This window comes from Nocardia sp. PLKS1-43, from assembly GCF_059510335.1.
The window spans coordinates 219,628-245,210 of record NZ_JCAJZQ010000005.1 but is presented as its reverse complement, the minus strand read 5'-3'; the positions used below and the strand labels follow the sequence as shown (position 1 = coordinate 245,210).

At 67.5% G+C, this 25,583-nt stretch carries 27 protein-coding genes; 18 read left to right on the top strand and 9 right to left on the bottom strand.

What is annotated here, in order from left to right; translation table 11 throughout:
• Window position 1: 1 nt before the first annotated feature.
• The gene (locus AC5WS7_RS20520; protein WP_495956158.1) at window positions 2-1,258 is read right to left on the bottom strand and encodes a cytochrome P450; all 1,257 of its coding nucleotides are present in this window, start codon (window positions 1,256-1,258) and stop codon (window positions 2-4) included.
• Between the two features lie 461 nt (window positions 1,259-1,719).
• Here AC5WS7_RS20520 and AC5WS7_RS20515 point away from each other — a divergent pair, with 461 nt between their 5' ends.
• The 3 genes from AC5WS7_RS20515 to AC5WS7_RS20505 all read left to right on the top strand — a co-directional run bounded on the left by AC5WS7_RS20515 (window position 1,720) and on the right by AC5WS7_RS20505 (window position 5,225).
• A complete protein-coding gene (locus AC5WS7_RS20515; RefSeq protein ID WP_495956157.1) occupies window positions 1,720-3,858 on the top strand; it encodes a phosphocholine-specific phospholipase C in 2,139 nt (712 codons plus the stop codon).
• Window positions 3,859-4,017: 159 nt separating this feature from the next.
• On the top strand, window positions 4,018-4,821 hold the full coding sequence (locus tag AC5WS7_RS20510) for an isoprenyl transferase (RefSeq protein ID WP_495956156.1): 804 nt from the start codon (window positions 4,018-4,020) through the stop codon (window positions 4,819-4,821).
• Complete coding sequence (locus tag AC5WS7_RS20505; RefSeq protein WP_495956155.1) at window positions 4,818-5,225, top strand: hypothetical protein; 408 nt, start codon at window positions 4,818-4,820, stop codon at window positions 5,223-5,225. The genes AC5WS7_RS20510 and AC5WS7_RS20505 overlap by 4 nt, the downstream gene beginning before the upstream one ends.
• Window positions 5,226-5,569: 344 nt before the next feature.
• Here the strand turns inward: AC5WS7_RS20505 and AC5WS7_RS20500 are convergent, their stop codons facing one another.
• The 3 genes from AC5WS7_RS20500 to AC5WS7_RS20490 form a co-directional block, all read right to left on the bottom strand.
• Window positions 5,570-5,995, bottom strand: coding sequence for a Fur family transcriptional regulator (locus AC5WS7_RS20500; RefSeq protein WP_495956154.1), 426 nt, complete (start codon window positions 5,993-5,995; stop codon window positions 5,570-5,572).
• Between the two features lie 3 nt (window positions 5,996-5,998).
• Complete coding sequence (locus AC5WS7_RS20495; RefSeq protein WP_067891923.1) at window positions 5,999-6,349, bottom strand: ArsR/SmtB family transcription factor; 351 nt, start codon at window positions 6,347-6,349, stop codon at window positions 5,999-6,001.
• A 224-nt stretch (window positions 6,350-6,573) separates the two neighbouring features.
• Window positions 6,574-6,981 (bottom strand): DoxX family protein, encoded by a 408-nt coding sequence (locus AC5WS7_RS20490; RefSeq protein ID WP_495956153.1) that lies wholly within the window; start codon window positions 6,979-6,981, stop codon window positions 6,574-6,576.
• A gap of 196 nt (window positions 6,982-7,177) precedes the next feature.
• Between AC5WS7_RS20490 and AC5WS7_RS20485 the strand changes: the two genes are divergently transcribed.
• From AC5WS7_RS20485 to AC5WS7_RS20440, 10 genes are all read left to right on the top strand, one after another.
• Window positions 7,178-8,569, top strand: coding sequence for a glycine--tRNA ligase (locus tag AC5WS7_RS20485; RefSeq protein ID WP_495956152.1), 1,392 nt, complete (start codon window positions 7,178-7,180; stop codon window positions 8,567-8,569).
• A gap of 97 nt (window positions 8,570-8,666) precedes the next feature.
• Window positions 8,667-9,587, top strand: a complete 921-nt coding sequence (locus AC5WS7_RS20480; protein ID WP_495956151.1) for an NADP-dependent oxidoreductase — start codon at window positions 8,667-8,669, stop codon at window positions 9,585-9,587.
• Between the two features lie 118 nt (window positions 9,588-9,705).
• Window positions 9,706-10,641, top strand: a complete 936-nt coding sequence (locus AC5WS7_RS20475) for an ABC transporter ATP-binding protein (RefSeq protein WP_495956150.1) — start codon at window positions 9,706-9,708, stop codon at window positions 10,639-10,641.
• A gap of 1 nt (window position 10,642) precedes the next feature.
• On the top strand, window positions 10,643-11,431 hold the full coding sequence (locus tag AC5WS7_RS20470; RefSeq protein ID WP_495956149.1) for an ABC transporter permease: 789 nt from the start codon (window positions 10,643-10,645) through the stop codon (window positions 11,429-11,431).
• A gap of 629 nt (window positions 11,432-12,060) precedes the next feature.
• Window positions 12,061-13,236 carry a sensor histidine kinase gene (locus AC5WS7_RS20465; protein WP_495956148.1) on the top strand — a complete coding sequence of 392 codons (1,176 nt, stop codon included), beginning with the start codon at window positions 12,061-12,063 and terminating at the stop codon, window positions 13,234-13,236.
• 79 nt (window positions 13,237-13,315) lie between these two features.
• The gene (locus AC5WS7_RS20460; protein WP_495956436.1) at window positions 13,316-13,921 is read left to right on the top strand and encodes a response regulator; all 606 of its coding nucleotides are present in this window, start codon (window positions 13,316-13,318) and stop codon (window positions 13,919-13,921) included.
• Between the two features lie 43 nt (window positions 13,922-13,964).
• Window positions 13,965-14,378, top strand: a complete 414-nt coding sequence (locus AC5WS7_RS20455) for a VOC family protein (protein ID WP_495956147.1) — start codon at window positions 13,965-13,967, stop codon at window positions 14,376-14,378.
• 48 nt (window positions 14,379-14,426) lie between these two features.
• Window positions 14,427-15,101: an MBL fold metallo-hydrolase gene (locus AC5WS7_RS20450; protein WP_495956146.1), complete on the top strand. Its 675-nt coding sequence runs from the start codon at window positions 14,427-14,429 to the stop codon at window positions 15,099-15,101.
• Between the two features lie 46 nt (window positions 15,102-15,147).
• Window positions 15,148-15,840, top strand: a complete 693-nt coding sequence (locus AC5WS7_RS20445) for a YdcF family protein (RefSeq protein WP_495956145.1) — start codon at window positions 15,148-15,150, stop codon at window positions 15,838-15,840.
• A 16-nt stretch (window positions 15,841-15,856) separates the two neighbouring features.
• Entirely contained in the window at window positions 15,857-17,146 is a 1,290-nt protein-coding gene (locus tag AC5WS7_RS20440) for a deoxyguanosinetriphosphate triphosphohydrolase (RefSeq protein WP_495956144.1), read from the top strand.
• A gap of 113 nt (window positions 17,147-17,259) precedes the next feature.
• On the opposite strand, the gene AC5WS7_RS20435 is transcribed toward AC5WS7_RS20440, so the two are convergent.
• The 3 genes from AC5WS7_RS20435 to AC5WS7_RS20425 form a co-directional block, all read right to left on the bottom strand.
• On the bottom strand, window positions 17,260-17,658 hold the full coding sequence (locus tag AC5WS7_RS20435) for a hypothetical protein (RefSeq protein WP_495956143.1): 399 nt from the start codon (window positions 17,656-17,658) through the stop codon (window positions 17,260-17,262).
• 490 nt (window positions 17,659-18,148) lie between these two features.
• Window positions 18,149-18,550, bottom strand: coding sequence for a PIN domain-containing protein (locus AC5WS7_RS20430; protein ID WP_495956142.1), 402 nt, complete (start codon window positions 18,548-18,550; stop codon window positions 18,149-18,151).
• The gene (locus tag AC5WS7_RS20425) at window positions 18,547-18,789 is read right to left on the bottom strand and encodes a ribbon-helix-helix domain-containing protein (protein ID WP_495956141.1); all 243 of its coding nucleotides are present in this window, start codon (window positions 18,787-18,789) and stop codon (window positions 18,547-18,549) included. The genes AC5WS7_RS20430 and AC5WS7_RS20425 overlap by 4 nt, the downstream gene beginning before the upstream one ends.
• Window positions 18,790-18,906: 117 nt before the next feature.
• On the opposite strand from AC5WS7_RS20425, the gene dnaG reads away from it, so the two are divergent.
• Window positions 18,907-20,835 (top strand): DNA primase, encoded by a 1,929-nt coding sequence (dnaG, locus tag AC5WS7_RS20420; RefSeq protein ID WP_495956140.1) that lies wholly within the window; start codon window positions 18,907-18,909, stop codon window positions 20,833-20,835.
• 19 nt (window positions 20,836-20,854) lie between these two features.
• On the opposite strand, the gene AC5WS7_RS20415 is transcribed toward dnaG, so the two are convergent.
• The gene (locus tag AC5WS7_RS20415) at window positions 20,855-21,100 is read right to left on the bottom strand and encodes a hypothetical protein (RefSeq protein WP_495956139.1); all 246 of its coding nucleotides are present in this window, start codon (window positions 21,098-21,100) and stop codon (window positions 20,855-20,857) included.
• A gap of 275 nt (window positions 21,101-21,375) precedes the next feature.
• Between AC5WS7_RS20415 and AC5WS7_RS20410 the strand changes: the two genes are divergently transcribed.
• From AC5WS7_RS20410 to AC5WS7_RS20395, 4 genes are all read left to right on the top strand, one after another.
• The gene (locus tag AC5WS7_RS20410; RefSeq protein ID WP_495956138.1) at window positions 21,376-23,085 is read left to right on the top strand and encodes a cutinase family protein; all 1,710 of its coding nucleotides are present in this window, start codon (window positions 21,376-21,378) and stop codon (window positions 23,083-23,085) included.
• A gap of 83 nt (window positions 23,086-23,168) precedes the next feature.
• Window positions 23,169-23,750 carry a Uma2 family endonuclease gene (locus AC5WS7_RS20405; RefSeq protein ID WP_495956137.1) on the top strand — a complete coding sequence of 194 codons (582 nt, stop codon included), beginning with the start codon at window positions 23,169-23,171 and terminating at the stop codon, window positions 23,748-23,750.
• Window positions 23,751-23,783: 33 nt separating this feature from the next.
• The gene (locus AC5WS7_RS20400) at window positions 23,784-23,978 is read left to right on the top strand and encodes a hypothetical protein (RefSeq protein WP_495956136.1); all 195 of its coding nucleotides are present in this window, start codon (window positions 23,784-23,786) and stop codon (window positions 23,976-23,978) included.
• A 12-nt stretch (window positions 23,979-23,990) separates the two neighbouring features.
• Window positions 23,991-24,542 (top strand): YaeQ family protein, encoded by a 552-nt coding sequence (locus tag AC5WS7_RS20395; protein WP_495956135.1) that lies wholly within the window; start codon window positions 23,991-23,993, stop codon window positions 24,540-24,542.
• A gap of 4 nt (window positions 24,543-24,546) precedes the next feature.
• On the opposite strand, the gene AC5WS7_RS20390 is transcribed toward AC5WS7_RS20395, so the two are convergent.
• On the bottom strand, window positions 24,547-25,008 hold the full coding sequence (locus AC5WS7_RS20390; RefSeq protein ID WP_495956134.1) for a PPOX class F420-dependent oxidoreductase: 462 nt from the start codon (window positions 25,006-25,008) through the stop codon (window positions 24,547-24,549).
• Between the last annotated feature and the right edge of the window lie 575 nt (window positions 25,009-25,583).

Here is a 25,583-nt window from a genome sequence, read left to right as displayed (position 1 = left end):
CTTACATCACATTCAACGCGGGAGACTTCGGGAAGACGACCGGCAACGCTGCCATCGCCCGGTGGAAAGGTCCTGGCCGCCAGGATAATTCGTCCTTTCCGATGGCCAAGCTTAGTTCGGGGATCGCATCGAGCAGTTGATCGATGGCGTCCTGCACGACCAGGTAGGCCACCGAGCGGGCCGGGCAGGCGTGCGGTCCGGCGCCCCAGGCCAGATGCGAGCGATTGCCGGTGCGGTCGCCGCCGGCGATGGAGGGATCGTTGTTGCACCCGGCCAGGCTGATCACCACGGGCTGGTGCGCGGGCAGCCAGGTGTTGTCGATCAGGATCGGCTGGCGCGGATAGGTGATGGAGAAGTTCGCCATCGGCGGGTCGTTGAACAACACCTCGTCCAGCGCGTCGCGGGTGGAGGTCGCCCCGCCGAGGAAGCCGCCGCCGAACCGCTCGTCGGTGAGCATCAGCAGCAGGGTGTTGGTGATCAGGTTCGTCTGCGGTTCGATGGCCGCGCCGTAGAAGCTGATCAGGTTGTAGAGCATCTCCTCGTCGTTCAGCCCGGCCTGGTGGTGGGCCATGCGGGAGGTGACGTCGTCGCCGGGCTCCGCACGGCGCAGCGCGATGAGTTCCATCATGGCCTCGGCCGTGTGTTGCATACCCCAGGCGGCGTTCTCGGTGTCGAACAGCGCGGCCATTCCGGTGGCGATCCGCTGGCCGATTTCCGGCGAGCAGCCCACCATCTGGTTCAGCGCCTCGAATACCAGCGGGAACGCGTACTCGGCCTGCAGATCCGCCGAACCCCGCTCACAGAAGGTGTTGATCAGCGGTATCGCGATCCGCTCGACGGTGGAATGCAGTGCGTGCAGGTCGATTCCGTCGATGGCGGCCACATAGGCCTGGCGATAGCGGGCATGTACCGTTCCGGCGTTGCGCAGGGCGTTCGGGTACCACTGCATCATCGGCCGCACCGGGCAGTCCTCCGGCACGCTGTCCTGCCAGTGGCGGGGGTCGGCCGGGAAGTGCTCCGGATCGTTGAGGATCTGCAGCGCCGTGCGATATCCGACCACGAGCGTCGCGGGGACGCCGGGGGACAACTCGATCGGCACCAGCGAGCCGTATTCCCGTCGCATCCACCGGTAGGCCGCGTGCGGGTTCGCTGCGAACTCCGGTGTATCCAACAGGAATCGGGGCTCGTTCGAGTCGAGCGGCGATCCGTGCTGAACGGGGCAGATTCCGGGCGTGGCGGTGCCGGATGGCGGGGACATGCTCAAAGGGGGACTCCAGGCGGTGCGGACGAGAACACGGTCGAGGCGGGCGACTGCGTCGGAACCATCTACCTCACAACCGTTGCAGGACAACGAGTTCCGATTGACCGCGGCCGGCTGGACCGGAGCAATCGACCGAAACCCGACAACCGCCCCAGATTAGCAGGACCGGTCGGAATGCTTTGCCGATCCGGGGGACCTCCCGGCGACGGTGTGCACGAGCCGGTCCGGAGATCGGCCCCCTGCCTTTCCCGGGTACCGGTCGGCCGACCGTGACCTGCGGGAAACGGGATCCGGAACAGCCGGTGTCGGCGTTCACCGGACCGGCGGGCCGAATTCATCGCCGCGGTCGCCCGCGGGTAACCGTGAGTCCGTTTTCGCTTGCGATCCTGTCGTCGTCCGCCCGGTACCCGAAGTCTCGGTGCGAACTGCTCGTCCACCGAATGGATGGGGGATCAGCGATGAACCGAACGTCCGGAACGACTCGTCGCACCGTCCTCGGCGGCATGATGGGCGCGGCGGGCCTGGCTGGAATCGGCACGCTGCCCGGCCGGGCGGCTCGCGCGTCGGCCGCGCCGCATCGGGGCAGCCTCGCCGATGTGCGGCACGTGGTGATCCTGATGCAGGAGAACCGTTCCTTCGACCATTATTTCGGCACCATGGCCGGGGTCCGTGGCTTCGGTGACCCCACCGCGCTGCGCTCGTCCGCCGGACGCGCCGCCGCGGGCGGGGCCGGTGCGCGATTCGCGGGCCGTGACGTCGGCAGCGCGCTCCCGGGTTCGGCGCCGAAGCATCCGGGCACCGTCCTGGCCCAGCCCGATGCCGACAGCGGTATCGGCTACCGGCTGCCGTTCCGGATCGATACCCGCGTGGTGGACGGTCAGGACCTCTCGGATCTGAAGCACGACTGGGCCTCGACCCATCGGGCCTGGGCCGGCGGTGCGTACGACGGGTGGGTCGCGGCCAAGTCGGCCATGACGATGGGCTACTTCACCGAGGCCGACATCCCGTTCCACCGTGCCCTGGCCGGTGCGTTCACGCTGTGCGACCACTACTTCTGCTCGATACAGGGGCCGACGACACCGAACCGGCTGTACCACTGGACCGGGACCATCGACCCCGAGGGCCGCCGGGGCGGGCCCGCGACCGACAATCCGCCCGACTATCGGCCCGTCTTCGACTGGACGACCTATCCGGAGCGGTTGGAGAAGGCGGGGGTGTCCTGGCAGGTCTACGCCGACGACGTCGCCGGTGACACCGACGAGGTGTTCCTCGGCGATTTCGGCGACAATCCGCTGTGGTTGTTCCGGGCCTACCACGAGGCGCTGAACTCCTCCGATCCCGCGGTGCGGCGGCTGGCCGAGCGGGCCAATGTCACCGGCAGCTGGCCACTGGCCACCGACGAGAACGGCAGGAGCGTCGATTACGTTCTGCGGCAGTTCATCTCGGCCTGCCGGACGCACACCCTGCCGCAGGTCTCCTGGATCGTCGCGCCGCAGGGCTACAGTGAACATCCCGCGGCGCGGCCGGTGGACGGTGAGGCCTACGTCCAGCGGGTGCTGCAGGCGCTGTGGGAGGATCCGGAACTGTGGCGCTGCACGGTGCTGCTGATCAACTTCGACGAGAACGACGGCCTGTTCGATCACCTGGTGCCGCCGACCGCGCCGCCCGGAACGCCGGGGGAGGAGTTGCCGCTCGTCCAGACCGGCACCGGCGTCGCCGCCGCGCGCGGTGCGCTGACTCCGATCGGTCTCGGGCCGCGGGTGCCGATGATCGTGGTGTCGCCGTGGAGCCGTGGAGGATGGGTCGATTCGCAGGTGTTCGACCACACCTCGGTGCTGCGGTTCCTCGAGCAGTGGACCGGGGTGCGTGAGCCCAATATCTCGCCCTGGCGGCGGGCGGTCTGCGGAGACCTGCTCGGCTGCTTCGATTTCGAGAACCCGGACACCAGTATCCCGGCGCTGCCGGATGCGAAAGCCCTGCGCGCACAGGCGGACCGGACGCAATCGAAACTGCCGGCGCCCTCGCCTCCGGCGAAACAGTCCCTACCGCACCAGGATCCGGGATCGGCGAAGGCGCGGCCGCTGCCGTACCAGCCGATCGTATGGGCCGAGGCGACCGAGGCGGATGTCACCGTGCACCTTGCCAACCAGGGCCGGGAGGCGGTCGCGTTCCAGGCGTACGCCTTTCGGCCCGAGGGCGGTGCGCGGGTGAGTCAGATCGTCGTCGGCCCGGGTGCGGCGACGTCCCGGGAGATCGCCTGGTCCGGAGACTACGACATCGAGGTGTACGCGGCGAACGGGTTCCGGTTCTCGGCCACCGGTGGATCCGCGGCGATCGGGGTCGTGGTGTCGGCGGCGGTGCGGGGGACGCCCGAGGAGCCGGTGCTGGTGGTCAGTGTCCGGAACGCTACGCCGGCGCCGATCACCTTTCGCGCCGACAGCGAGAACATCACCGTTTTGCCGGGCGCGGTGCACGACCGGGTGGCGCCGACTTCGGACGGTTGGTACGACCTCGCCCTGACCGGCCTCGGCGCGGCCGCGTGGTCCCGTCGATTCACCGGTCACCTGGAGAACGGACGCCCCAGCCGTAGCTGGTGAGTGCGGTGCGCCGGTCGGCCGCCGACCGGGACTGTTGCCCTGTTGATGCGGTGTAATGCCCCGTCGGCTCCGGTACCCGCGTCCAGTCCGAGAGGACCGGATGGATGGGAATTTCCCGGGCGTTCGGAGCCGCCGGGTGTCATCGGGCAGGATGGGGGCGTGATCGGTAATCGCACCCAGAACGCTGACGCACCGTCCACCCGCACGATTCGCCCGCCGTCGCCGCATCCCTCGGGGGCGCGGCCGCCGGAGATCCCGGCCGAATTCGTGCCCCGCCACGTGGCGCTGGTGATGGACGGCAATGGACGCTGGGCGCAGGACCGCGGCCTGCCGCGCACCGCCGGACACGAGCGGGGCGAGGCGGTGCTGATGGACACCGTCGAGGGATGTATCGAGATCGGCGTGAAATGGCTGTCGGCCTATGCCTTCTCGACCGAGAACTGGCGGCGCAGCCCCGAGGAGGTGCGCTTCCTGATGGGGTTCAACCGCGACGTGATCCGCCGCCGCCGCGACGAGATGCACGAGATGGGCGTGCGGGTGCGCTGGGCCGGGCGGCGGCCGCGGTTGTGGCGCAGCGTGATCAAGGAACTCGAGGTCGCCGAGAAGCTCACCGAGGACAACACGGTGATGACCCTGACAATGTGCGTCAACTACGGGGGACGAGCCGAAATCGTCGACGCGGCAAGGGAAATCGCGCGTCGCGCCGCTGCGGGCGAACTGGATCCGGAGCGGATCAGCGAGGCGAGTTTCGCCAAGTACCTGGACGAGCCCGATATGCCGGATGTGGATCTGTTCCTGCGGCCCTCGGGGGAGCTGCGCAGCTCCAACTTCCTGATCTGGCAGTCGGCCTACGCCGAATTCGTCTATCAGAACACGCTTTTCCCGGATTTCGACCGCCGCGACCTGTGGGCCGCCTGCCTGGACTACGCCAAGCGCGACCGTCGGTTCGGGGGCGTCAAATGAGCGAGGACACCACCACCGCGGACCTGGAGGCGCGGGCCGGTGCCTGCCTCGCGCACTACGGCAACGTCGACGTGCGTATCGAGCAGAAGGCGCTCGGTTTCGAATACGAGGGTTTGCTGTGCTCGCTGCGCGCGGTGAATCTGGCCCCCGGCCTGGACGTGCTCACCCTCACCGCGGTGCTGGCCTGGGACCGCCCGCTCAAGGCCCAGCTGCACAAACGTGTCGCCGAGCGCAACAACGCCCTGCAGTTCGGCTCGCTGACGGTGATCGCCCGCGAGAAGCTGGCCGATATCCTGCTGCGCTACACGTTCCCGGCCGCGGGCCTGAGCGACGAGGCGCTCGCGACAATGTTGCTGCTGGTCCTGTCCGGTGCGAGCAACGCCCGGAAAGGACTTGTTCCATAGCAGTTGTGCTCGCGAAATGCGTTGCACGGCAAGGTATTCGACTCGTGTAATGTGAGTGGCACCTCACTTCGAGGGGCGGTGGACCAGGTCCGAACACCGCGCCCAGAAGGGAGGTGGTGGGGAATGGCGAAGCATCGCCGGAAGAAGAGCAAGGCCCCGGTCGACTACGGCATCATCCTGACAGTCAGTGCCGTGATCGCCGGGGCGCTCTACTCGGTCCGCTGGTTCAAGCGGGCTAAGTAAACCCACCCAGGTGAGGGTGTCGTTCACGCGGCGTCCTCACCGCCAGCATCACTTTCGTGACGGGTTCAACTGTACCGCATCCTCTCCGGTGCGAGCGAGAATCACCGCCCGGCCGCCGCGCACTCGCAACAGCTCCCGAAGACCTCCATGGTGTGGCTGATATCGGTGAAGCCGTGCTGGCGCGCGACGGTCTGCGCCCATGCCTCCACGGTCGGGCCCTCGACCTCCACGGTGCGTCCGCAGTGCCGGCACACCAGGTGGTGATGGTGCCCCTGGGAACACTGCCGGTACACCGATTCGCCTGTGTCCGTACGCAATACGTCGACCACGCCCGCGTCGGCCAGGGACTGCAGCGTGCGGTAGACGGTGGTCAGGCCGATCCCCTCGCCGCGACGGCGCAACTCGTCGTGCAGGTCCTGTGCGGACCTGAACTCCTCGGTATCACTCAGCAGCGCCGAGATGGCGCTGCGCTGGCGGGTACTGCGAACTCCGACGATCTTGTCTGCCGTGCCCGTCTTGTCCGGCACTTGTCACCCTTCCTCGGCATGTGCGACCGCATCGACGACGATGCGGGCGAGATGGTCGTCCACGAGCTCGTAGATGACTTCGCGGCCGGTGCGCTCGCCGCGCACCACCCCCGCCGACTTGAGAATGCGCAGATGCTGGCTCACCAGCGGCTGCGTCACGCCCAGCGTGTCGACCAGTTCGTGCACGCATCGCGGCGACTCGCGCAGCTGCAGCACGATGGCGATCCGCACCGGCGCGGCCAGTGCGCGCAGCAGCTCACCCGCGCTGTCCAGCACCGGACGCGTGGGAACGGCCGGGGCGAGCGGCGCGCGATACGGAAACGGGTCGTGCGGGATCGCGGTGGGTGCTTCCATCGCGACGCGGCTGCGACGTGCGGGGGCGCCGCCCTCACGCGCCGTGGCACCACTGTCGGCGGTCATCGAATCCAACTCCTTATCGGAAATCGATGCCATTATTAGTATGCACACGTGCGCATGTCAATGCTGCGCCGCCTCCCGGCGACTTCAGCGTGTCGTCGGGTGCCGCGGGACCGGTGCGCCGGGCCGCCGGCCGGGGTTGTGCGTGACAACGCGCGAAATCACCCGTCGGCCACCGCGAACAGCAGGCCGCCGAGCATCGCGAGATTCTTCTGGAACTGCACCTGCTGCATCGCCCGGGCTTCCGGGTCGTCCAGCTTCCAGAAACTGTGTCCGGCGAAGGTGGTGGGCACCAGCGATCCAGCAAGTGCCGCCGCCGCCGGCCGGGTCAGGCGACCGGACGCCAAGAGGACCCCGGCGAGGACCTGCACGGCGCCGTTACCGCGCACGATGAGTTCGTCGTCGCGCGGCAGCGGTAGCACCGTGCGTATGTTCTCGAGCGTCTCGGCCGCCACCTCGACGCGACCGCCCGGTTCACGAGCGGCGTCCCAGCCCAGGATGGCGAAGCTGGAGCCGAGCAACAGTCGCGCCGACGCCCGCAGCGGGTTGATGGAGGGCAGAAGTCTCATGGCCGGCGGATACCCGAACGGCAGAGCCCTATTCCGGAGCGGCTCGTCCGAACGGCTCGCATTCCGGCGATCCGAGTTGGGTCAGGTCGAGCAGGATGCTCGCCGGCTCGCGCGGATACTGCTTCGACCCCGCGCCGGTACGCCCGATACCCTGAGGCGAACAGCCTGATCACATCGCAGAGGGAGAGCTCCAGTCGTGGCACCCAAGTCCAAGGTCGACACCGTCGCCAATCTCGCCAAGCGGCGGGGCCTGGTCTACCCGAGCGGTGAGATCTACGGAGGTACCCGGTCGGCGTGGGACTACGGGCCGCTGGGCGTGGAGCTCAAGGAGAACATCAAGCGGCAGTGGTGGCGGGCCATGGTCACCGGCCGGGACGACGTCGTGGGCCTGGACTCCTCGATCATCCTGCCGCGTCAGGTGTGGGTCGCCTCGGGCCACGTCACGGTGTTCAACGATCCGCTGGTGGAATGCCTGAACTGCCACAAGCGGCACCGGCAGGACCACCTGCAGGAGGCGTACGCCGAGAAGCACAAGATCGACGATCCGGACAGCGTGTCCATGGAACTGATCTCGTGCCCGGATTGCGGCACCGTCGGCAAGTGGACCGAGCCGCGTGACTTCAACATGATGCTCAAGACCTACCTCGGCCCGATCGAATCCGAGGAGGGCCTGCACTATCTGCGCCCCGAGACCGCGCAGGGCATCTTCGTCAACTACAAGAACATCGAGACCACCGCGCGCAAGAAGCCGCCGTTCGGTATCGCGCAGATCGGCAAGAGCTTCCGCAACGAGATCACACCGGGCAACTTCATCTTCCGCACCCGCGAGTTCGAGCAGATGGAGATGGAGTTCTTCGTCAAGCCGGGCGAGGACGAGAAGTGGCACCAGTACTGGATCGACACCCGGCTGGCCTGGTACACCGACCTGGGCATCGATCCGGAGAACCTGCGGCTGTTCGAGCACCCGAAGGAGAAGCTCTCGCACTACTCGACCCGCACGGTCGACATCGAGTACCGCTTCCACTTCCAGGGCAGCGAATGGGGTGAGCTCGAGGGCCTGGCCAACCGCACCGACTTCGACCTGAAGACGCATTCGGAGCATTCCGGCGTGGATCTGAGCTTCTACGACCAGAATTCGGGCGAGCGCTACATTCCGTACGTGATCGAGCCCGCGGCCGGTCTGACCCGCTCGCTGATGGCCTTCCTCATCGACGCCTACACCGAGGACGAGGCGCCCAACGCCAAGGGCGTCATGGAGAAGCGCACCGTGCTGCGCCTGGACCGGCGCCTCGCCCCGGTCAAGGTGGCGGTGCTGCCGCTCTCGCGCAACGCGGATCTCTCGCCGAAGGCGAAAGACCTTGCCGCGCAACTGCGCAAGAACTGGAACATCGATTTCGACGATGCCGGCGCGATCGGCCGCCGCTACCGTCGCCAGGACGAGATCGGCACGCCGTTCTGCATCACCGTCGACTTCGACACGCTCGAGGACCAGGCGGTGACGGTGCGCGAGCGTGATTCGATGGCCCAGGAGCGCATCGCGCTGGACCAGGTCGAGGGTTATCTGGCGCAGCGACTGATCGGGGCCTGAGCTCGCGATCGAGGGGCTGGGTCCACCGGCCGCGGAAATACTGGGCCGGGAGGTGCTGTTCGGTTACGTCGTAGACGTCGCAGACAGGAGTTGCACCATGGCGCAAGCAGTCAGGTTCGATCGGTACGGTGATGTGGACGTACTGAACGTGGTCGAGGTGCCGGACCCGGTGCCGGGCCCCGGCCAGGTCGTCGTTCAGGTGGTCGCGGCGGGAATCAACCCGGGCGAGGCCAAGATTCGCAACGGCTCGCTGCACGAAGTCTTTCCCGCGACGTTCCCGTCCGGGCAGGGCAGTGACTTTGCCGGGCGGGTGGCCTCGATCGGCGAGGGTGTGAGCGGGGTCGCGGTCGGCGACGAGGTGCTCGGCTTCACCAACGAGCGTGCGAGTCATGCGACGCACGTCGTCGTTCCGGTGGAGCAGATCGCGCCCAAACCCGCCGGATTGTCCTGGGACGTGGCCGGATCGCTGTTCGTGGCCGGGACAACGGCGTTCGCGGCGGTGCGTTCGGTGAGCCCGGAGGCCGGTGACACCATCGTGGTGTCCGGTGCGGCCGGTGGCGTGGGTTCGCTTGTGGTGCAACTGCTTCGGGCTCGCGGCGGCACGGTGATCGGAATCGCCGGGGCGGCCAACCACGAGTGGTTGCGGTCGCTGGGCGTCACTCCGATCAGCTACGGCGACGGTCTGGCGGACGGGATCCGGGCCACCGCGCCCGACGGCGTGGACGCGTTCATCGACCTGTACGGGCCGGACTACGTCGCGCTGGCGATCGAGCTGGGCGTGCGGCCCGAACGCATCGATACGATCGCCGACTTCGCCGCCGTGGCGAAGTACGGGGTCAAGGCCGAGGGCAACGCGGCGGCCGACACCATCGACGTGCTGGCCGAGCTGGCCGATCAGGTCGTCGCGGGAACTCTCGACGTGCCGATCGCGGCGGTCTACCCGCTGGCCGAGGTGCGTGCTGCCTATACCGAACTCGAGCGCGGGCACACCCATGGGAAGATCGTCCTGCATCCGTGAAAGCCCCTGGCTCACAGGTGATCCGGAACCGGTGGGCGCGCCGGGCATGACAGATGTCATGGTGGAGTCGTGACGGTCGGCGCAGGTGCGCCGGCCTCGCGCGCCGCAGACTCGAAGCATGACATCTGCACTCACGTCCGGCTCGGCGCACCGGACCGCCGCCGCACCGGCGATCGAGATTCGCGGTCTGCGCAAGACCTTTCGCACCTCCGCCGGGCCTGTCCGCGCGGTCGACGGGCTCGACCTGGTCGTCGCGCCCGGTGAGGTGGTCGCCTTCCTCGGACCCAACGGCGCCGGCAAGTCCACCACCATCGATATGCTGCTCGGGCTGCTGCGCCCCGACGAGGGCCGGATCGGCGTCTTCGGCGGCACACCCGATCAGGCCATCGCGGCGGGGCGGATCTCCGCGGTGCTCCAGACCGGCGGGCTGCTGCCGGAGTTGACCGTCGCGGAGACCGTGCGGCTGGTCGCGAGCCTGCACGCTCGTCCGCGCCCGGTCGGCGAGGTTCTCGCGCGCGCGGGCATCGACGGTATCGCCGGACGGCCGGTGGGGAAGTGCTCCGGTGGCCAGCAGCAGCGATTGCGGTTCGCGCTGGCGCTGCTGCCGGATCCGGATCTGCTCATCCTCGACGAGCCCACCGCGGGCATGGATGTGGAGGGGCGGCGGCAGTTCTGGAACGCCATCCGCGCCGACGCTCGCGGCGGCCGCACGGTCGTGTTCGCCACCCATTACCTCGACGAGGCCGACGCCTACGCCGACCGGATCGTGTTGGTGCGCAACGGAACCGTGGTCGCCGACGGCAGCGCGTCGGCGATCAAGAACCTCGCGGCCGGGCGCGTCGTATCCGCCACCCTGCCCGACGCCGATCAGGCCCGGCTGCTGGCCATTCCCGGAGTCGAGCAGGTGGAACAGCGCGGCGACCGAATCCTGGTGCACGCCAAGGATTCCGACGCCGTCGCGCGCTATCTGATCACCGCCACCCCGGCCGTCGATCTGGAGATCACCAGCCACAACCTCGAGGATGCCTTCCTCGCCCTCACCGGAGACCGTTGACATGAGCAGCCACACTCTCGGAAACACGTTGCCCGCCGACCGGACTCGCCGAGCGGGCGGATTCAGCTGGGAATTCCTCGCACTGGAGTTGCGCCGCATGCTGCGCAACCGCCGTACCATGGTGATCTCCCTGATCGTGCCGCCGCTGGTCTTCCTGTCCTACGGCACCCAATCCGGATTCCGCACCCAGGCATACGGTTCCGGGAATATGACCGCGTACGCGATGGTGTCGATGGCGCTCTACGGCGCGATGTTGTGCACCACCAGCGGCGGCGCGACGGTCGCGGTGGAGCGGGCCTCGGGCTGGAGTCGTCAGTTGCGCCTGACCCCGTTGCGCCCGATTCTCTACATCGCGACCAAGATCATGCTGGCAATGCTGCTCGGATTGTGTTCCGCCGCAGTGGTATTCATCCTCGGCGCGGCGCTCGGCGCGCATCTGCCCGCGGCGGCATGGGTGAGCTGTTTCGTCATCGTCTGGGCCGGATCGCTCATCTTCGCGGCCCTCGGGCTGTTCCTCGGCTATCTGCTGCCCGCGAGCAGCATCATGCAGATCCTCGGCCTGCTGCTGGCCGTCCTGGGTTTCGCGGGCGGACTCTTCTTCCCGCTGCGCGGCTGGGTAGGCGACCTCTCGCGGGTGTTCCCGACCAATGGCGTGGCCACCCTCGCCCGCATCCCGTTCGGCGGCTCGACCGGCCTGGACATCGCACTGGCCGCGCTCAACGTCGTGTTCTGGGCGGTGGCCTTCACCGCGGGCGCGACGATTTTGTTCCGCCGCGACACCGCCCGGTGACCGTGTTCCCGCGAGCTATCGGAGGTGCCGGCACCGCTCGCCGGGCAGCGCGCTCATCGAGCGGTGCGGGTGCGGGGAGGCCGGAGTTGTCCGCTGCGAGGTTTTGTGGTCGGCGGTCATGGGGGCGCGGCGATTTTGTTCCGCCGCGACACCGCCCGGTGACCGTGTTCCCGCGAGCTATCGGAGGTGCCGGCACCGCTCGCCGGGCAGCGCTCCCATCGAGCGGTGCGGGTGCCGCGAGGTCGGAGTTGTCCGCCGCCAGGGTTTGTGGTCGGCCGCCACTGGGCTGGGGCGAGCGGTGTGGGTGTCGCGAGGTCGGAATTGCGTGCTGCCCGGGGTGGTGGTCGGCGGCGTTCACCGGGCCGGGGCGAATCGCCGGGCCGGGTGGCGCTGGCAGGTTCGCGGTGGTTCGCTCCCGGTTCGAGTGCGGTTCTTCCGGTCGCGAGGACTCGGTGTTCGAGATGGCGCGCACGGTGCGGAAATCGGAGGCGGCCGCACGATGGTGACGTCGGCGAGCCGCGGATTGTCGTGCGCGGGTGGTGGGTTCGGGTCCGGGCTGTGCCCGATGCTGCGGGGATGGGTTAGCGTCGATGAATGATCGGGTGCGCGCAGGCCGGCGGGAGCTGCCGATGCCGGTGAGGTCCTGGCTCGCGGCGGCGGTGCGGCCGGTTTCCGATGGGATGGACCGGCTGGCCGGGACCGCGCCGTTCAGCGGGTCGCGGTTGCGCCGGGGCGCGTTCGGCGGAGTCATGGCCGTCGCCTGGTTGTCCGGGCTGTACGCGCCGCTGGCCGAACACTGGCACCGCGGCCAGCATCTGCTCGTGGTGGCCGCCTCGGCGTGCGTGGTCGCGTTCGGGGTGAACATCGCCCTGTCGTTCGCACTCTTCCCGCAGCCGGGCTGGGACGGTGTGCCGCTGGTGCGCCGGGTGGATCGGCGGGCTCTGCTGCTGCTGGGCGCGCAGGGGCTGCTGAGCGCGGCCACGCTGGTGCTGCTGGGTGGCCACGGCATCGTGACCGTGACGTATGTGGCCGCGATGAGCGTATTCGTACTGCCCGCCCGCGAATCCGCGCAGTTCGTCTTCACCTACGCGGTCCTGATGGTGGTCGTGCCGATGTTGGTGCCGCGGTGGCATCTGGGCCTGGTCCCCTTCTTCCTCGCCGTCATCCCGATCGTGTTCTGGGGCGGCCGGGAGATCGGAACCCGCCGCCGGCGCAATATCGAACTGGAACGGCGGCAGCGCGCCGAGATGGCAATCATCGAGGACCGCAACCGCGTCGCCCGCGACGTGCACGACATCCTCGGCCACTCGCTGACGGTGATCACCGTGAAAACCGAACTGGCGCTTCGACTGATCGATCTCGACCCCGAACGTGCGCGGGCCGAGATGTCCGATGTGGAGAGGCTCGCCCGCGAGGCGCTGGCCGGTGTGCGCGACACCGTCGGCGGGCTGCGGGAGGTCTCGCTGGCCGGTGAGCTGGCCAATGTGCGAACGGCCCTGGGAGCGGCCGGGATCGAGGCGGAACTGCCCGATGGCGACTTCGGCGGCTACCGTCCGATCTTCGGCTGGGTGCTGCGTGAGGCGGTGACCAATGTCGTGCGGCACAGCGCTGCCTCGCGTTGTACGGTGCGGGTCGGCCCATCGCGCATCGAGGTGGTCGACGACGGCACCGGATTGCGTCCGGATGCCGAATTCGGTTCGGGCCTGGCGGGTTTGCGCGAGCGGGTCCGCGCGGAGGGCGGCGCGCTGACCCTCGCCGCGGCGCCCGGCGGCGGGCTGCGGGTGACCGCCGACTTTCCGGAATGACTCGCGTGCGAACGGATTACGGTACCGGTGACCGTGCGGAAGGAGACCTGCCGATGTGCGGTGAACGGAGGTGGCGGCGGTGATCCGGCTGCTGCTGGCCGATGATCAGGCCCTGGTGCGCGGCGCACTGGCGGCGCTGCTCGGCCTCGAGTCAGACCTCGAGGTGGTCGCCGAGGTCGGCCGGGGCGACGAGGTGCTCGACGCGGTCGAGCGCAGTTCACCCGACGTGGTGCTGCTGGATGTGGAAATGCCTGGGGCGGACGGTATTTCGGTGGCGGCGCGGTTGCATGCGAGCCGTCCGGAGGTGCGAATCCTGATGGTCACCACATTCGGCCGCCCGGGATACCTGCGCCGCGCGATCGATGCGGGGGCCAGCGGATTCGTCGTGAAGGACACGCCCGCAAGGGAATTGGCCGACGCGGTGCGGCGCGTCCATCTCGGTCTGCGCGTGGTGGACCCCGCGCTGGCCACCGAAACCCTCACCTCGGGGACCTCACCGCTGACCGCCCGCGAGCGCGAGGTGCTGGCCGCCGCGGCCGACGGATCGACCGCGGCGGCGATCGCCGCCCGGCTGCACCTGTCCGAGGGAACGGTCCGCAATCACCTGTCCGCGGCGATCGGCAAGACCGGCACCCGCACCCGCGCCGAGGCGGTCCGGGCCGCGGATCGCCAGGGCTGGTTGTAGTGCTGCGTGGTCGAGGTGCGGCCGACCGGCGTAGGTTCGTGCCGTGCATCTGACTCAGATCCGGCTGATCGTGGACGATTTCGCGGGTACCGCCGAGTTCTACCGCACCGTCGTGGGGCTCGAACCGCAGGTGGCCGATCCCGCGCCGCCGTATATCGCCTTCAAGCCCGCGCTGGGCAGCAGCCTGTGCCTGCACGAGCGGGCCGATCTGGACGCGATGCTCGGCGAGGTGCTGCGGCCGGGCCGCGGCGATACCGCGATGGTGTCGCTGCGGGTGGACGATCTGACGGAATATCTGGACGAGATCACCGCCCGGGGAGCCCAGATCGCCGCGGGCCCGGTGACTTTCGGAGATCGGATCCGCTGTGCGTACCTGCGCGATCCGGAGGGCAATCTGGTCGAGATCCAGCAGTGGCTGACGACGCGTTCCGGCGAGCCCGTTCCGCCCGCGAGCTGATCGGCCGCGGACGGGCGCGGTGTCGGCGCCCGTGGTTACGATCGAACCGTGATTACCCTGGACGCATACACCGGCCATGTCTCGCCGGGGTCGAACCCGCAGCAGCGCGCCGTGCCCGGTGCGCGCATCGTCAAGATGTCCGTGGGCAAGATGGACAACAACGCCTACCTGGTGCAGGACGCCGCCACCGGGGCGAGTCTGCTGATCGATGCGGCGAACGATCCCGAGCGTCTGCTGGAACTGATCGGGCAAGAGGCCGCCGGGCGGCTCGAGCTGATCATCACCACGCACCAGCATCCGGACCACTGGTGGGGTCTGGAGAAGGTGGCCGCGGAGACCGCCGCCCCCACCGCCGCCCACCGGCTCGATGCCGAGCCGCTGCCGGTCACACCCGACCGGTTGCTCGCCGAGGGCGATACCGTCCGGGTCGGTGAACTCACCCTCGAGGCGATCCACCTGCGCGGGCACACACCGGGTTCGGTGGCGCTCGCGCTGACCGACGGGGCCGGACAGGTTCATCTGTTCACCGGAGATTCGCTGTTCCCCGGCGGTGTGGGGCGCACCACATCGCCGGAGCAATTCGATTCGCTCTACGGCGATGTCACCAGCAAACTGTTCGACCGTTTTCCCGACGAGGCCATCGTCTATCCCGGCCACGGCGACGACACGACCCTCGGTGCGGAGCGCCCGCACCTGGGAGAATGGCGTGAACGCGGCTGGTAGCTCGCGCCGCAACCTCGGCGTGATCGAATACTGGCACACTCGTGGAATGTCCTGGGCCCCGACTCGTCCCGCACCGTCGCCCGTCGTCCGCACGGCCGCCCGTCCGCGCCGATCCGCGACCGGGCGCTGGGTGCGTCGTGTGATCGCGGGCAGCCTGCTGGCCGCTCTGGTGCTGATCGGCGGGACCGCGGTCCGGGTGTGGCAGGTGGCGCGCATCGACGACTACTCCCACGCCGACGCGATCCTGGTCCTGGGCGCCGCGCAGTACGACGGGACGCCGTCCTCGGTATTCCAGGCGCGGCTGGGCCAGGCCTATCGGCTCTTCGGGAAAGGTGTTGCGCCACTGGTGATCACGGTCGGCGGTAAGCGTCCCGGGGACGAGTACACCGAGGCCGCGGCGGGCAAGATGTACCTGACCGATCACGGCGTGCCGGCGGATCACGTGCTGGCGGTGCAGACCGGTTCGGACACCTTGGAGAGTATCGACGCGGTCGCCGACGCCATGCGCGGGCGGAGCCTGTCGTCGGTGGTGCTGGTGAGCGATCCGTGGCATTCGATGCGCACCCGGACCATGGCGCGTGACGCGGGTCTGGAGGCGTGGACGGCGCCCACTCGCACCGGCCCTGCGGTCTACACCCGCGAATCGCAGTTCCACGGCATCGCGCGCGAGACCGTCGCCCTGCTCTGGTACAAGCTGACACACTTCCCCGCAGACTTCAAATACACTGCGGAGCAGTGATTTTCGAGGAGATGTGATGACCGGCGGCCTCCCCGGCGGTTCGGCCGAGCGCGGCATCGCGCAGGCGTACACCGCGCAGGATCATGAACGTATGGTGACCGAGTCGGCCAAGAGCGCGGGCCTGGGTTGGTCGTCGGTCGCCGAGCGGCGCAGCGATTTCGCCCGCGACCGCGCCCGTGTGCTGCACTCGGCCGCATTGCGCCGGCTCGCGGACAAAACGCAGGTCATGGGCCCGCGCGACGGCGACACGCCGCGTACCCGCCTCACCCACTCGCTGGAGGTCGCGCAGATCGGCCGCAGCATCGCCGACGAGCTCGGCTGTGATCCGGACGTGGTCGATCTGGCCGGGCTGGCGCACGATATCGGGCACCCGCCCTACGGTCACAACGGCGAGCGCGCCCTGGACGAATTCGCCTCGGACTTCGGCGGTTTCGAGGGCAATGCGCAGAATCTGCGCATCCTGACCAGGCTCGAGCCGAAGGTGTTCGGCCCGGACGGGGAGAGTTTCGGGCTGAACCTGACCCGCGCCGCATTGGACGCGACGATCAAATACCCTTGGGGCAGAACGGATTCGATCCGCAAGTTCGGTGTCTACGCCGTGGATGTGGACCGCCTGGAGTGGGTCCGTCGCGATGCGCCGACGCTGCGGCAGTGCCTCGAGTCCCAGGTGATGGACTGGTCCGATGACGTCGCGTATTCGGTGCACGACGTCGAGGACGGAGTGATCGCGGGCCGCATCGATCTGCGCGCACTGGCCGATCCGATCGAGCAGGTCGCGCTGGCCGAACTCGGGCATGCCCAGCATCGTGGCCTGTCCATCGATGATCTGGTCGCGGCCGCGCAGCGCCTGTCCGAACTGCCGGTGATCGCCGAGGCCGTCGGCTACGACGGCACCTTGCGGGCCTCGGTGGCGTTGAAGCGGCTCACCAGCGATCTGGTCGGCCGCTTCGCCACCGCCGCGGTAGCGGCCACCCGGGAGGCATGGGGTGGCCGTCGCCTGTCCCGCTACGCCGCGGATCTGGAGGTTCCGCCCATTGTGGCTGCGGAGGTCGCGATGCTCAAAACGGTTGCGCTGCGTTATGTGATGTCCGATCCGGCTCACAACGAGCGTCAGAAGGCCCAGCGCGAACGTATCCACCTGGTCGCCCACCACCTGCTGTCCGACGCGCCGCGCACGTTGGACCCGGTTCTGCTGCCCTGGTGGAACGCGGCGCACGACGATGCCGCGCGCATCCGCGTCGTCGTCGACCAGATCGCTTCCTACACCGAGAGCCGCCTCGAAAGGGTGGCTGCCGCAACCGAATAGGCGTCATCGCCGAAATCGTTGTGGCGATGTTCTTTCGCGGTGATTCGATACGGCGAGCGATCCGAATGAATCCGAGTCGCTCGCCGATGAATGTTCGAAATGGGCGCGCGTGACTAGAAGAATCCCGGTCCGCCCATATCCGGCCCGAATCCGCCGAATCCCGGACCGCCCATGTGATGGTGGTGACCGAATCCGTCCATGAGCGTGTCGGCGAGCAGCGCGCCGCCCACACCCGCAGCACCGGCGACGAGAGCGGTCTTCCACCACGGCGTGCTGTACCAGCCCGGCGATACGGTGCGGCCGCCGACCGTTCCACCGCTGAAGTAGTACGGTGTCGACGCCCCTCGCCGGTCCGAGCCTATGTATTCGTTACCGTCGATGACCACCCGGTTCTGTGCGGGAACCGCATCCGCGACGTAGGGGTGCGAGCGCATCGCCCGCGACCGCCCGGTCATCGAGGCGATCAGAAATCCGGCGCCCACCGCGAGCGCGAGCAGAATCAAGAGCCCCATCGCGAAACCTTTCTCCATGTTCAGGTCGATAACTGCCATATTCACGACCGATAATGGGCCCCGCTTTTGTTCACGCTGTGTGCGAGCTGTATTTCCGAACGGGCATGAGCCACGTCACTCAGAATTCTGACAGTTCGAACCAACGATGCGCTCATCCGAACCACTGAAACTCGATCTCGGCAGTATGAATCGGGCAAATGCCGATTCGTGATCCCGACTGAAAGGTAACACCATGTTCCACAGCATCTGGCAGCCCTTCACCGACTTCTTCCACCCCTTCGTCAACAACTTCGGCAACTTCAACCAGGGGTGGTTCCAGGGCTGGCGCCGCTGACCCATTCTTCGCAGAAACCGGCCGAAGCCGGTCGTCAGGCAATCAGGCCGGGTGCCCGCCGACGACCGGCTTCGCGGTATGTGCGGCGGCATAATCGTTCGCGCGGTCAGGCAGACTCTGCGGCGATAAGGGAATCTCCGGCCAGATACCGAACCGCTATCTATCGGCAGGCAGAATTCGGAACGAGTCGAAACGCGCTGTCAGCGGCTCGATGGCGCGGAAATCGCGTTGCTCCAGCGTGAAGACGGAGTCGGTCTTGTACTTGTCAGCCAGCGCGACACCGACCGCGTCGGCGAGGTCGAGTTGCAACCCCTCGTATTCGGCTCGCACCGCGGCGAGGCGGAAGCGGCCATCGATCGCCCGAGCCAGCAGCGCATCGGTGATCCGCATGGCCGCTGCGAATCCGAGGTCGCGGCGAGTCAGGTGGTCCAATTCGGTGAGTACCAGTGGTGATATCACCAGTCTCTCGTGTTCCATGACCGCCACTGCCAGTTCGTGCTCGGCCTGGTCGGCGTCGAATGCCGCGAAGAGTGCCGAGGTGTCGGCGACGATGATCACCGACGAGCCGACCGCTGCTTGATCTCCAGGCAGATGTCCTCACGCATTTCATCGGCACTGCGCGGACGTCCGCTGCGAAAGACCGGCAGCGGTGCGTCGTTGCGCGGGCGCTTGGATGCGTCCAGCAACATCGCGATACCACGGCGGATGAGTTCCGCTTTGCTGACGCCAGTGGCCGTAGCCTCCGCGTCGAGCCGGGCCTTCAGCTCGTCGGGAAGGTAGACGGTCGTCTTGTTCATGCCATATTCGGTACCACCCGGCGATGGTGGGATCCGGCCTCGGCGGCTGTCTCGCCCCGGCGGAGGCGGGGAGCAGGCTGAAGTCGTGGCAAGGCGGGGGAGCTAGACTCGGACCCCGTGGCCGGTAGACTTCCTGATCGCGATATCGCGGCAATTCGTGAGCGAGTGCGGATCGAGGATGTCGTAGGGGAGTACGTCGCGCTCAAGCGGGCTGGGGCCGATTCGCTGAAGGGGTTGTGCCCGTTCCACGACGAGAAGTCGCCGTCGTTCCACGTGCGGCCCAATCACGGGCTGTTCCACTGCTTCGGCTGCGGTGAGGGCGGCGATGTGTTCGCCTTCCTGCAGAAGATGGAGCATGTCGGATTCGTCGAAGCCGTCGAGCAGATGGCGGATCGGATCGGCTACAAGATCAACTACGAGGGTGGCGGCACCTCGGTGCAGCGCGATCGTGGCACCCGGGCGCGGCTGGTCGCGGCCAATGCCGCAGCGCACGAGTTCTACATCGCGCAGTTGCGCGAGCCCGAGGCCGAGACCGCGCGCAAGTACCTCACCGATCGGCAGTTCGACGCGGCGGCCTGGCAGCAGTTCGGTTGCGGCTACGCGCCCGGCGGCTGGGACACCCTCACGAAACACCTGCTGCGCAAGGGATTCAACGTCAAGGAGCTCGAGGCGGCGGGCCTGTCCAAGCCGGGGCGGCGCGGGCCGATCGACCGGTTCCACCGGCGGCTGCTGTGGCCGATCCGCAATCTCGGCGGCGAGGTGATCGGCTTCGGCGCGCGTCGGCTGTTCGACGACGACCAGATGACCGCGAAGTACATCAACACCTCGGAAACGTTGCTGTACAAGAAGTCTCAGGTGCTGTTCGGCCTCGACCACGCCAAGCGGGAGATCGCCAAGGGGCGTCAGGTGGTGGTCGTCGAGGGCTACACCGACGTGATGGCGATGCACATGGCCGGGGTGAAAACGGCTGTGGCGTCCTGCGGTACGGCTTTCGGCGGCGAACATCTGTCGCTGCTGCGCCGTCTGCTGATGGACGACACCTGGATGAGCGGTGAGTTCATCTACACCTTCGACGGCGACGAGGCCGGTCTGGCGGCGGCGCAGAAGGCGTTCGCGGGCGATCAGAAGATCGCCATGCAGACCTACATCGCCATCGCGCCGGACGGTCAGGACCCGTGCGAGCTGCGTCAGCGTTCGGGCGATGCGGCGTTGAAGGATCTGGTCGCGCGCCGGATCCCGCTGTTCGAGTTCATCGTGAAGGGCTATCTCGCGCAATATGATCTGGACTCCGCGGAGGGACAGGTCGAGGCGTTGCGGCGCACGGTGCCCGTGGTCGCGCAGATCACCGACAACGCCACTCGCAAGGCCTACGCGACGCGGTTGGCGGGCTGGATCGGCTGGGACGACATCCAGATGGTGGTTCGCCGGGTCGGCGACGAGGCGCGCCGGAACCGCACCCAGGGCAACGGATCATCGGCCGCCGCGCGCCGGCCAGGCGCGGAGCCCGCGGCGCAGCCCGCCGTCGAACGTCCGGCGGCTCCGCTGAATCCGAACGATCCCGTGCTGCTGCCGCAGCGTCACGCGCTGGCCGCGGCACTGCAATATCCGGCGCTGGCCGGTCCGGCATTCGACGCGATCGAGCCGGAGGCGTTCACACATCCGGCGTACGTCGCCGTGCGCTCGGCGATCACCGAGTCCGGCGGAACCTCGGCCGGAATCGGCGGCGCCGAATGGGTGGCCCGGGTCGCCGACCACACCGACGATCTCACGCTGCGGGCGCTGGTCTCCGAACTGGCCGCGCTGCCGTTGCCGATCAAATCGATCGATGACGTCCAGCGCTTCATCACCGGCGTGCTCGCGCGCACCCAGGAGGCGTGGGTGGGTCGTCAGGTCGCGGAGCTGAAGTCGAAGCTGCAGCGCATCTCCTCGACCGAGCAGCCCGAGGCGTACATGGCCCTGTTCGGCGATCTGGTCGCGCTCGAGCAGTACCGCAGGAGTCTGCAGGCGCAGGCGATGGGGAACTCGGGCGATTTCGCCGCCACCTGATCCGGTTGAGCGGTAGCCCTCAGCCGCGCAGCTGATCGTGCGGCACCAGCACCGTGGTGCGCTCGTCGATCGGTTCCATCGGCTCGAGTTTGGGCTGCGTGCTGAGCTTGTCGGACAGTTTCTGGCGGCCGGCCTGGACGAGCTTGCGAGTGACCGGGCTCTCGGTGATCGCACGTGTGGTCTTGCTGATCTGCTCGTAGCGGACCCGCCCGGCCTTCGCGCCCAGTACGTATCCGGCCGCAATACCGATGATCAACCGCAGCATGTGCCCTCGCTCCCTCCAGTTGCCTGTCCCGCGCCGTACATCCTGCCCGACATCCGGTTCGGCTGTCGATCCGGCACCGGGTCGGCGGTCGTGCGTGCTGGGGCACACCCTGCCACAGGGGTACGACAGGAATCGCGGCATACCGCCGGCATCCAGTTTCCGGTCGATTGTCCAGTCTTCGTAACGCCCATGGCGTCCGTGACGACGTTCCGTATGGCACATGGTCCTCGGGGAGGCCGGTTCCTCCACTCGTCACTTCGGAATGGGGATCGGGCATGTCATCTCGTGAATTCTGGGCACGCAAACGTACATTCGTTGTGCGCCATCGCTTTACGGCGGCCGTCGCGGCGCCCGTGATATTGGGCACAGCGGTCGCCGTCGCTGTCGCGGTACTGCCCGACGGGGGGCCGCGCACGGCCGCGCCGCGGTTGATCTCGTCGGTCACCGACTGTCACGACATGGTGACCATCTCGGTCGCCGGGCGTAACGACAGCCCTTCCGCGGCCACGACGAAGCTGCTGGTCGGAGCGGACGGCAAGGAGTTGCCCGCCGCGCTGTCCGACGACTATCACAGCCAATGGGTCGATCCGGTGGTGAACGCGCCGAACGGCAAGGTCGGCCCCGGCTCGTACGCGGCGGTCTACATCTCCTATCCGGCGAACATGAACAGCTACGAGGACGCGGTGGACGCGGGCGTGGCGAATACCGAGAAGGTGATGGAGCAGATCAAACAGGCCTGTCCCGCAACGAAATTCGCCATCGTCGGCTACAGCGAGGGTGCGGATGTGGTGCGCCGGGTGGCCATGCAGGTCGGCCATCAGGAGCCCGCGAAGAACGGCTCCTACGCGATCGTCGATCCCGCCAGCGTGACCGGTGTGGTCATTCTTGCCGATTCGGGCCGGTCCGCGGGGGACGGTCCGTTCCCGGGTGCCCAGAATCCCTACAGCAACCCCGACGGCTTCGACCAGAAGTACCAGAACGGGACGACGCCGATCTCGGGTCAGGGCGCGTTGCCGGACAACAGCGGTGATTTCGGCTCGCTCGACGGCAAGGTCGCCTCGTTCTGTTCCGAGGGCGATCTGACCTGCGCCGCGCCGCAGAACATCTCGCTGCTGCAGTTGGCCGCCAACGTCGGGCGGCAGCTGAACGTGGACAAGCTGCAGGCCGACGGACTGACCCCCGCGACCGGGCAGGACGTCGCGACCGTACTGGCCCGGATCGGTTACAACGCCTTCGAATACATCCGGTCGCAGCCGAATTGGATGGCCAGTAAGGAAACTCTGCTCCAGGTGCTGCTGAAGGTGTCCGAGCCGGGGTACAAGCCCGGTCAGCAGCAGGCGGATCCAGCTCCGGCGCAATCGATCTCGACCGACGAGCTGGCGCCGCTGGCCTATCTGCCGCAGAAGGTGCTCAACGAGGTCGTCGGCCTGATCGTGACCAATCAGAACACGATTCCGGTGATCCTGAGCGATCCGTATCAACTCACCCTCGGCCCGAACGGCACAGGCCACCACTTCGACTACTGGCGCGATTCGAGCACCGCCGACGGAAAGCCGCTGACCTCGGCCGAATACGCCGCGGCCTGGCTCACCCACCTGGCCCAGCAGGCCCAGGCGGGCAAGCAGATCGACACCACCGCCAAGCCCGACGCGACCGATGTCCAGGCCGCCTACAAGGCCGCGGCCGAAACCAAGGCCGCATCGACCACGACAGCGACCCCGACCACGACAACCGCCCCCGCCACGACGACAACGTCGGCGGCCCCCACGACGACGGCGTCCCCCACCACCACGACAACCGCACCCCATCCCACCACGACAACCACCGAGCCCAAGGCGACCGCGGTCGCTCGCACCCCGGAAACCCCCGCACCGGCCACCACGTCGGCAACCGAAACCCCAAGCACGACAACCACATCGAAGCAAACCACCACCGTTGCCCGCACAACCCCACCGAAGGAGCCGGCGACAGCGAGCGCACACTGACCGCAACAGGAGTCGAATCTCGAGGTTTACGCGGCCGCCGATCACTGACCACTGCCCGCGCCCGCACTCGGTACGCTCATTGCATGACGATCCAATCGGTGGATTCGCTGCCACACGAGATGACCGAGGAACAATACCGGCGACTGCCGGAGGTTATCGCTCGCGGTATCGAGGTGGTCCACGGACATGTGATCGTCTGTGAATCTCCGTCCCCTGAGCACAACCGGATCGCCCGCCGTATGGCGAACGCTCTCGAGTCGCTCCCCTCGACCGAGCCCTGCGTCAGAGTCGATACCGATATCGACGTGGTGTTGTGGCGGGTCCCGCGATTCACCTTCCGCCGACCCGATGTGGTCGTATATCGCTGCCTGGATGAGGCCGGCGCGAAGCCCGAGGCGCACGATGCTCTGATCGTGGTCGAGGTCTCCTCGCCGTCGACCGCGGCGGAGGACCTACTCGACAAGAAGGTGCAGTACGCCCGCGCCGGAATTCCGCTGTACCTGGTGGTCGTGCTCGATGTGAAGTACCAGATCGCCGAGGTCCTGGAATTCCGGCTCGACGCTCATGCTCGCGAGTACCGCCTGCATCGGATGCATCGCGACGGATCGGTGTACCTGGAGCATGTGGTCGTCGGTGAGTTCCTTCTCGAGGAACTCGTCCGGTAGTCCTACTCCCGAAGCGTGTCGAGGGTGGGAAGTATGGGCAGTTTCAGCAAGTGGGACAGAGATGCGTACCGCGAGCGGGTCGGCGCGGATGAGGCTGCGCGCAGGCGCGGTGCGATCATCGCCGAGCAGTGGGGGTACCGGCTGGCGGAAGAGCTTGATGGTTCTGCCATCGGGCTGAGAGGCCGGGAATCCTCGGACAGGGAGAATCCGCCGGTGGCGACGGGCTAAGCTCGGGGACTTGTGGCACTCGGCGCGACTCTGTATACGTTCACGGTCCAACTGGCCGATGTGGATCGGGGGATCTATGCGGACTTCGAGTTGCGGGTGGCTCGGCATCCGTCGGAGACGGCCGAATTCATGGTGACGCGAATTCTGGCGTACTGCCTCGAGTACGAGGAGGGAATCGCGTTCAGCGACGGCGGCGTGTCGTGCACCGACGAGCCCGCGGTGCTGGTGCGTGATCTCAGCGGACGGTTGACCGCGTGGATCGAGGTCGGAGCGCCCGATGCCGATCGGTTGCATCGCGGCGCCAAATCGGCCGATCGCGTGGCGGTGTACACCCATCGGGATCCGGACAAGGTGTTGACGGCGTTGTCCGGCAAGCGAATTTACCGCGCTTCGCAGATTCCGGTATTCGGTTTCGAGCGGGCCGTGGTCGATTCCGCCGTGGCCGCGCTCGAACGCCGCAACGCCCTCGGGGTATCGGTCACCGAGCGGGTGCTCTATCTGGATCTCAACGGAGTCTCGCTGAGCGTGCCGATCACCGAGCGCCGGATCGAGTCTCCGGCCTGACGGGTCAGGAATCCGCGGGCGGGGGGAATCCGCCGGTGGCGACCGGCCCCCAGCGTTCTATGTGGATGCGGATGAGGGATTTGTTCTGCCGGGCCATCGCCTCGCGGTATTCGTCCCAGTCGGGATGTTCGCCGGAGATGCAGCGGAAATAATCGACCAGGCCCTCCAGCGCCTCCGGCATGTCCAGCACCTCGGCGCGCCCGTCGACCTGGACGTACGCATCGTTCCACTCGTCGGACAGTACGCAGATCGACACCCGCGGGTTCCGTCGCGCGTTGACGGCCTTGGCGCGAGCCGGATAGGTCGAGACCACGATGCGTCCCCCGGAATCGACGCCGCAGGTCACGGGCGACATCTGCGGACTCCCGTCGGCGCGGGAAGTGATCAGTACGCCGCGGTGCCGGGGTCGCAGGAACTCCAGCAGCGTGGTCAGTTCGACATGGTCGGCGGTCGCGATACGGGGCATACGCTGACTCCTCGATGGTTCGAATCGGAACTTTCATCATGCCCCGGAGGGGAATCGGCGTCGGGCGCGGGCGGCTCCGGTGGCCTGCCGAGAACCGTAGCCGTGTCCATGCGGCCCGACTCTAGACGTCGATGTGAGGGTTAGAGCTGAATGGTTTCATCCGCGTTTTCCCGGCGGTCATTCTCAAAGAATATTTAGCCGCGCCATAGCTGATTTACTGCTCTGAACGGCAGTTGTTTCACCCGTCTGACGGTTCCGTAGCCGGTTTGCGTCGACTTTGAGGGCGCAGCAATTCTTTGGCGACTTTCAATGTGCAAGGGCGAAGGGCACCCAGCGTTTGTGACCTTGGTCCCTGTGGTTCGGGTTGGCAAAGGCCAGACGATAGAGACATGACTGAGTCGTCCGGGAATCGGGGCTGTCGGTGGGAGCCGGCGGAGCGGACGTCAACTGCGATGAGTCGTTCATGAGCGGAAACTCGAACGCAGTTATTAAACCGCAAACATCTATCGCGTCGGCATCGGAATTGTTGCAGAAACATAACCCGATCGCTGTGGCGCGGCAGGGGAAGAGCTGTG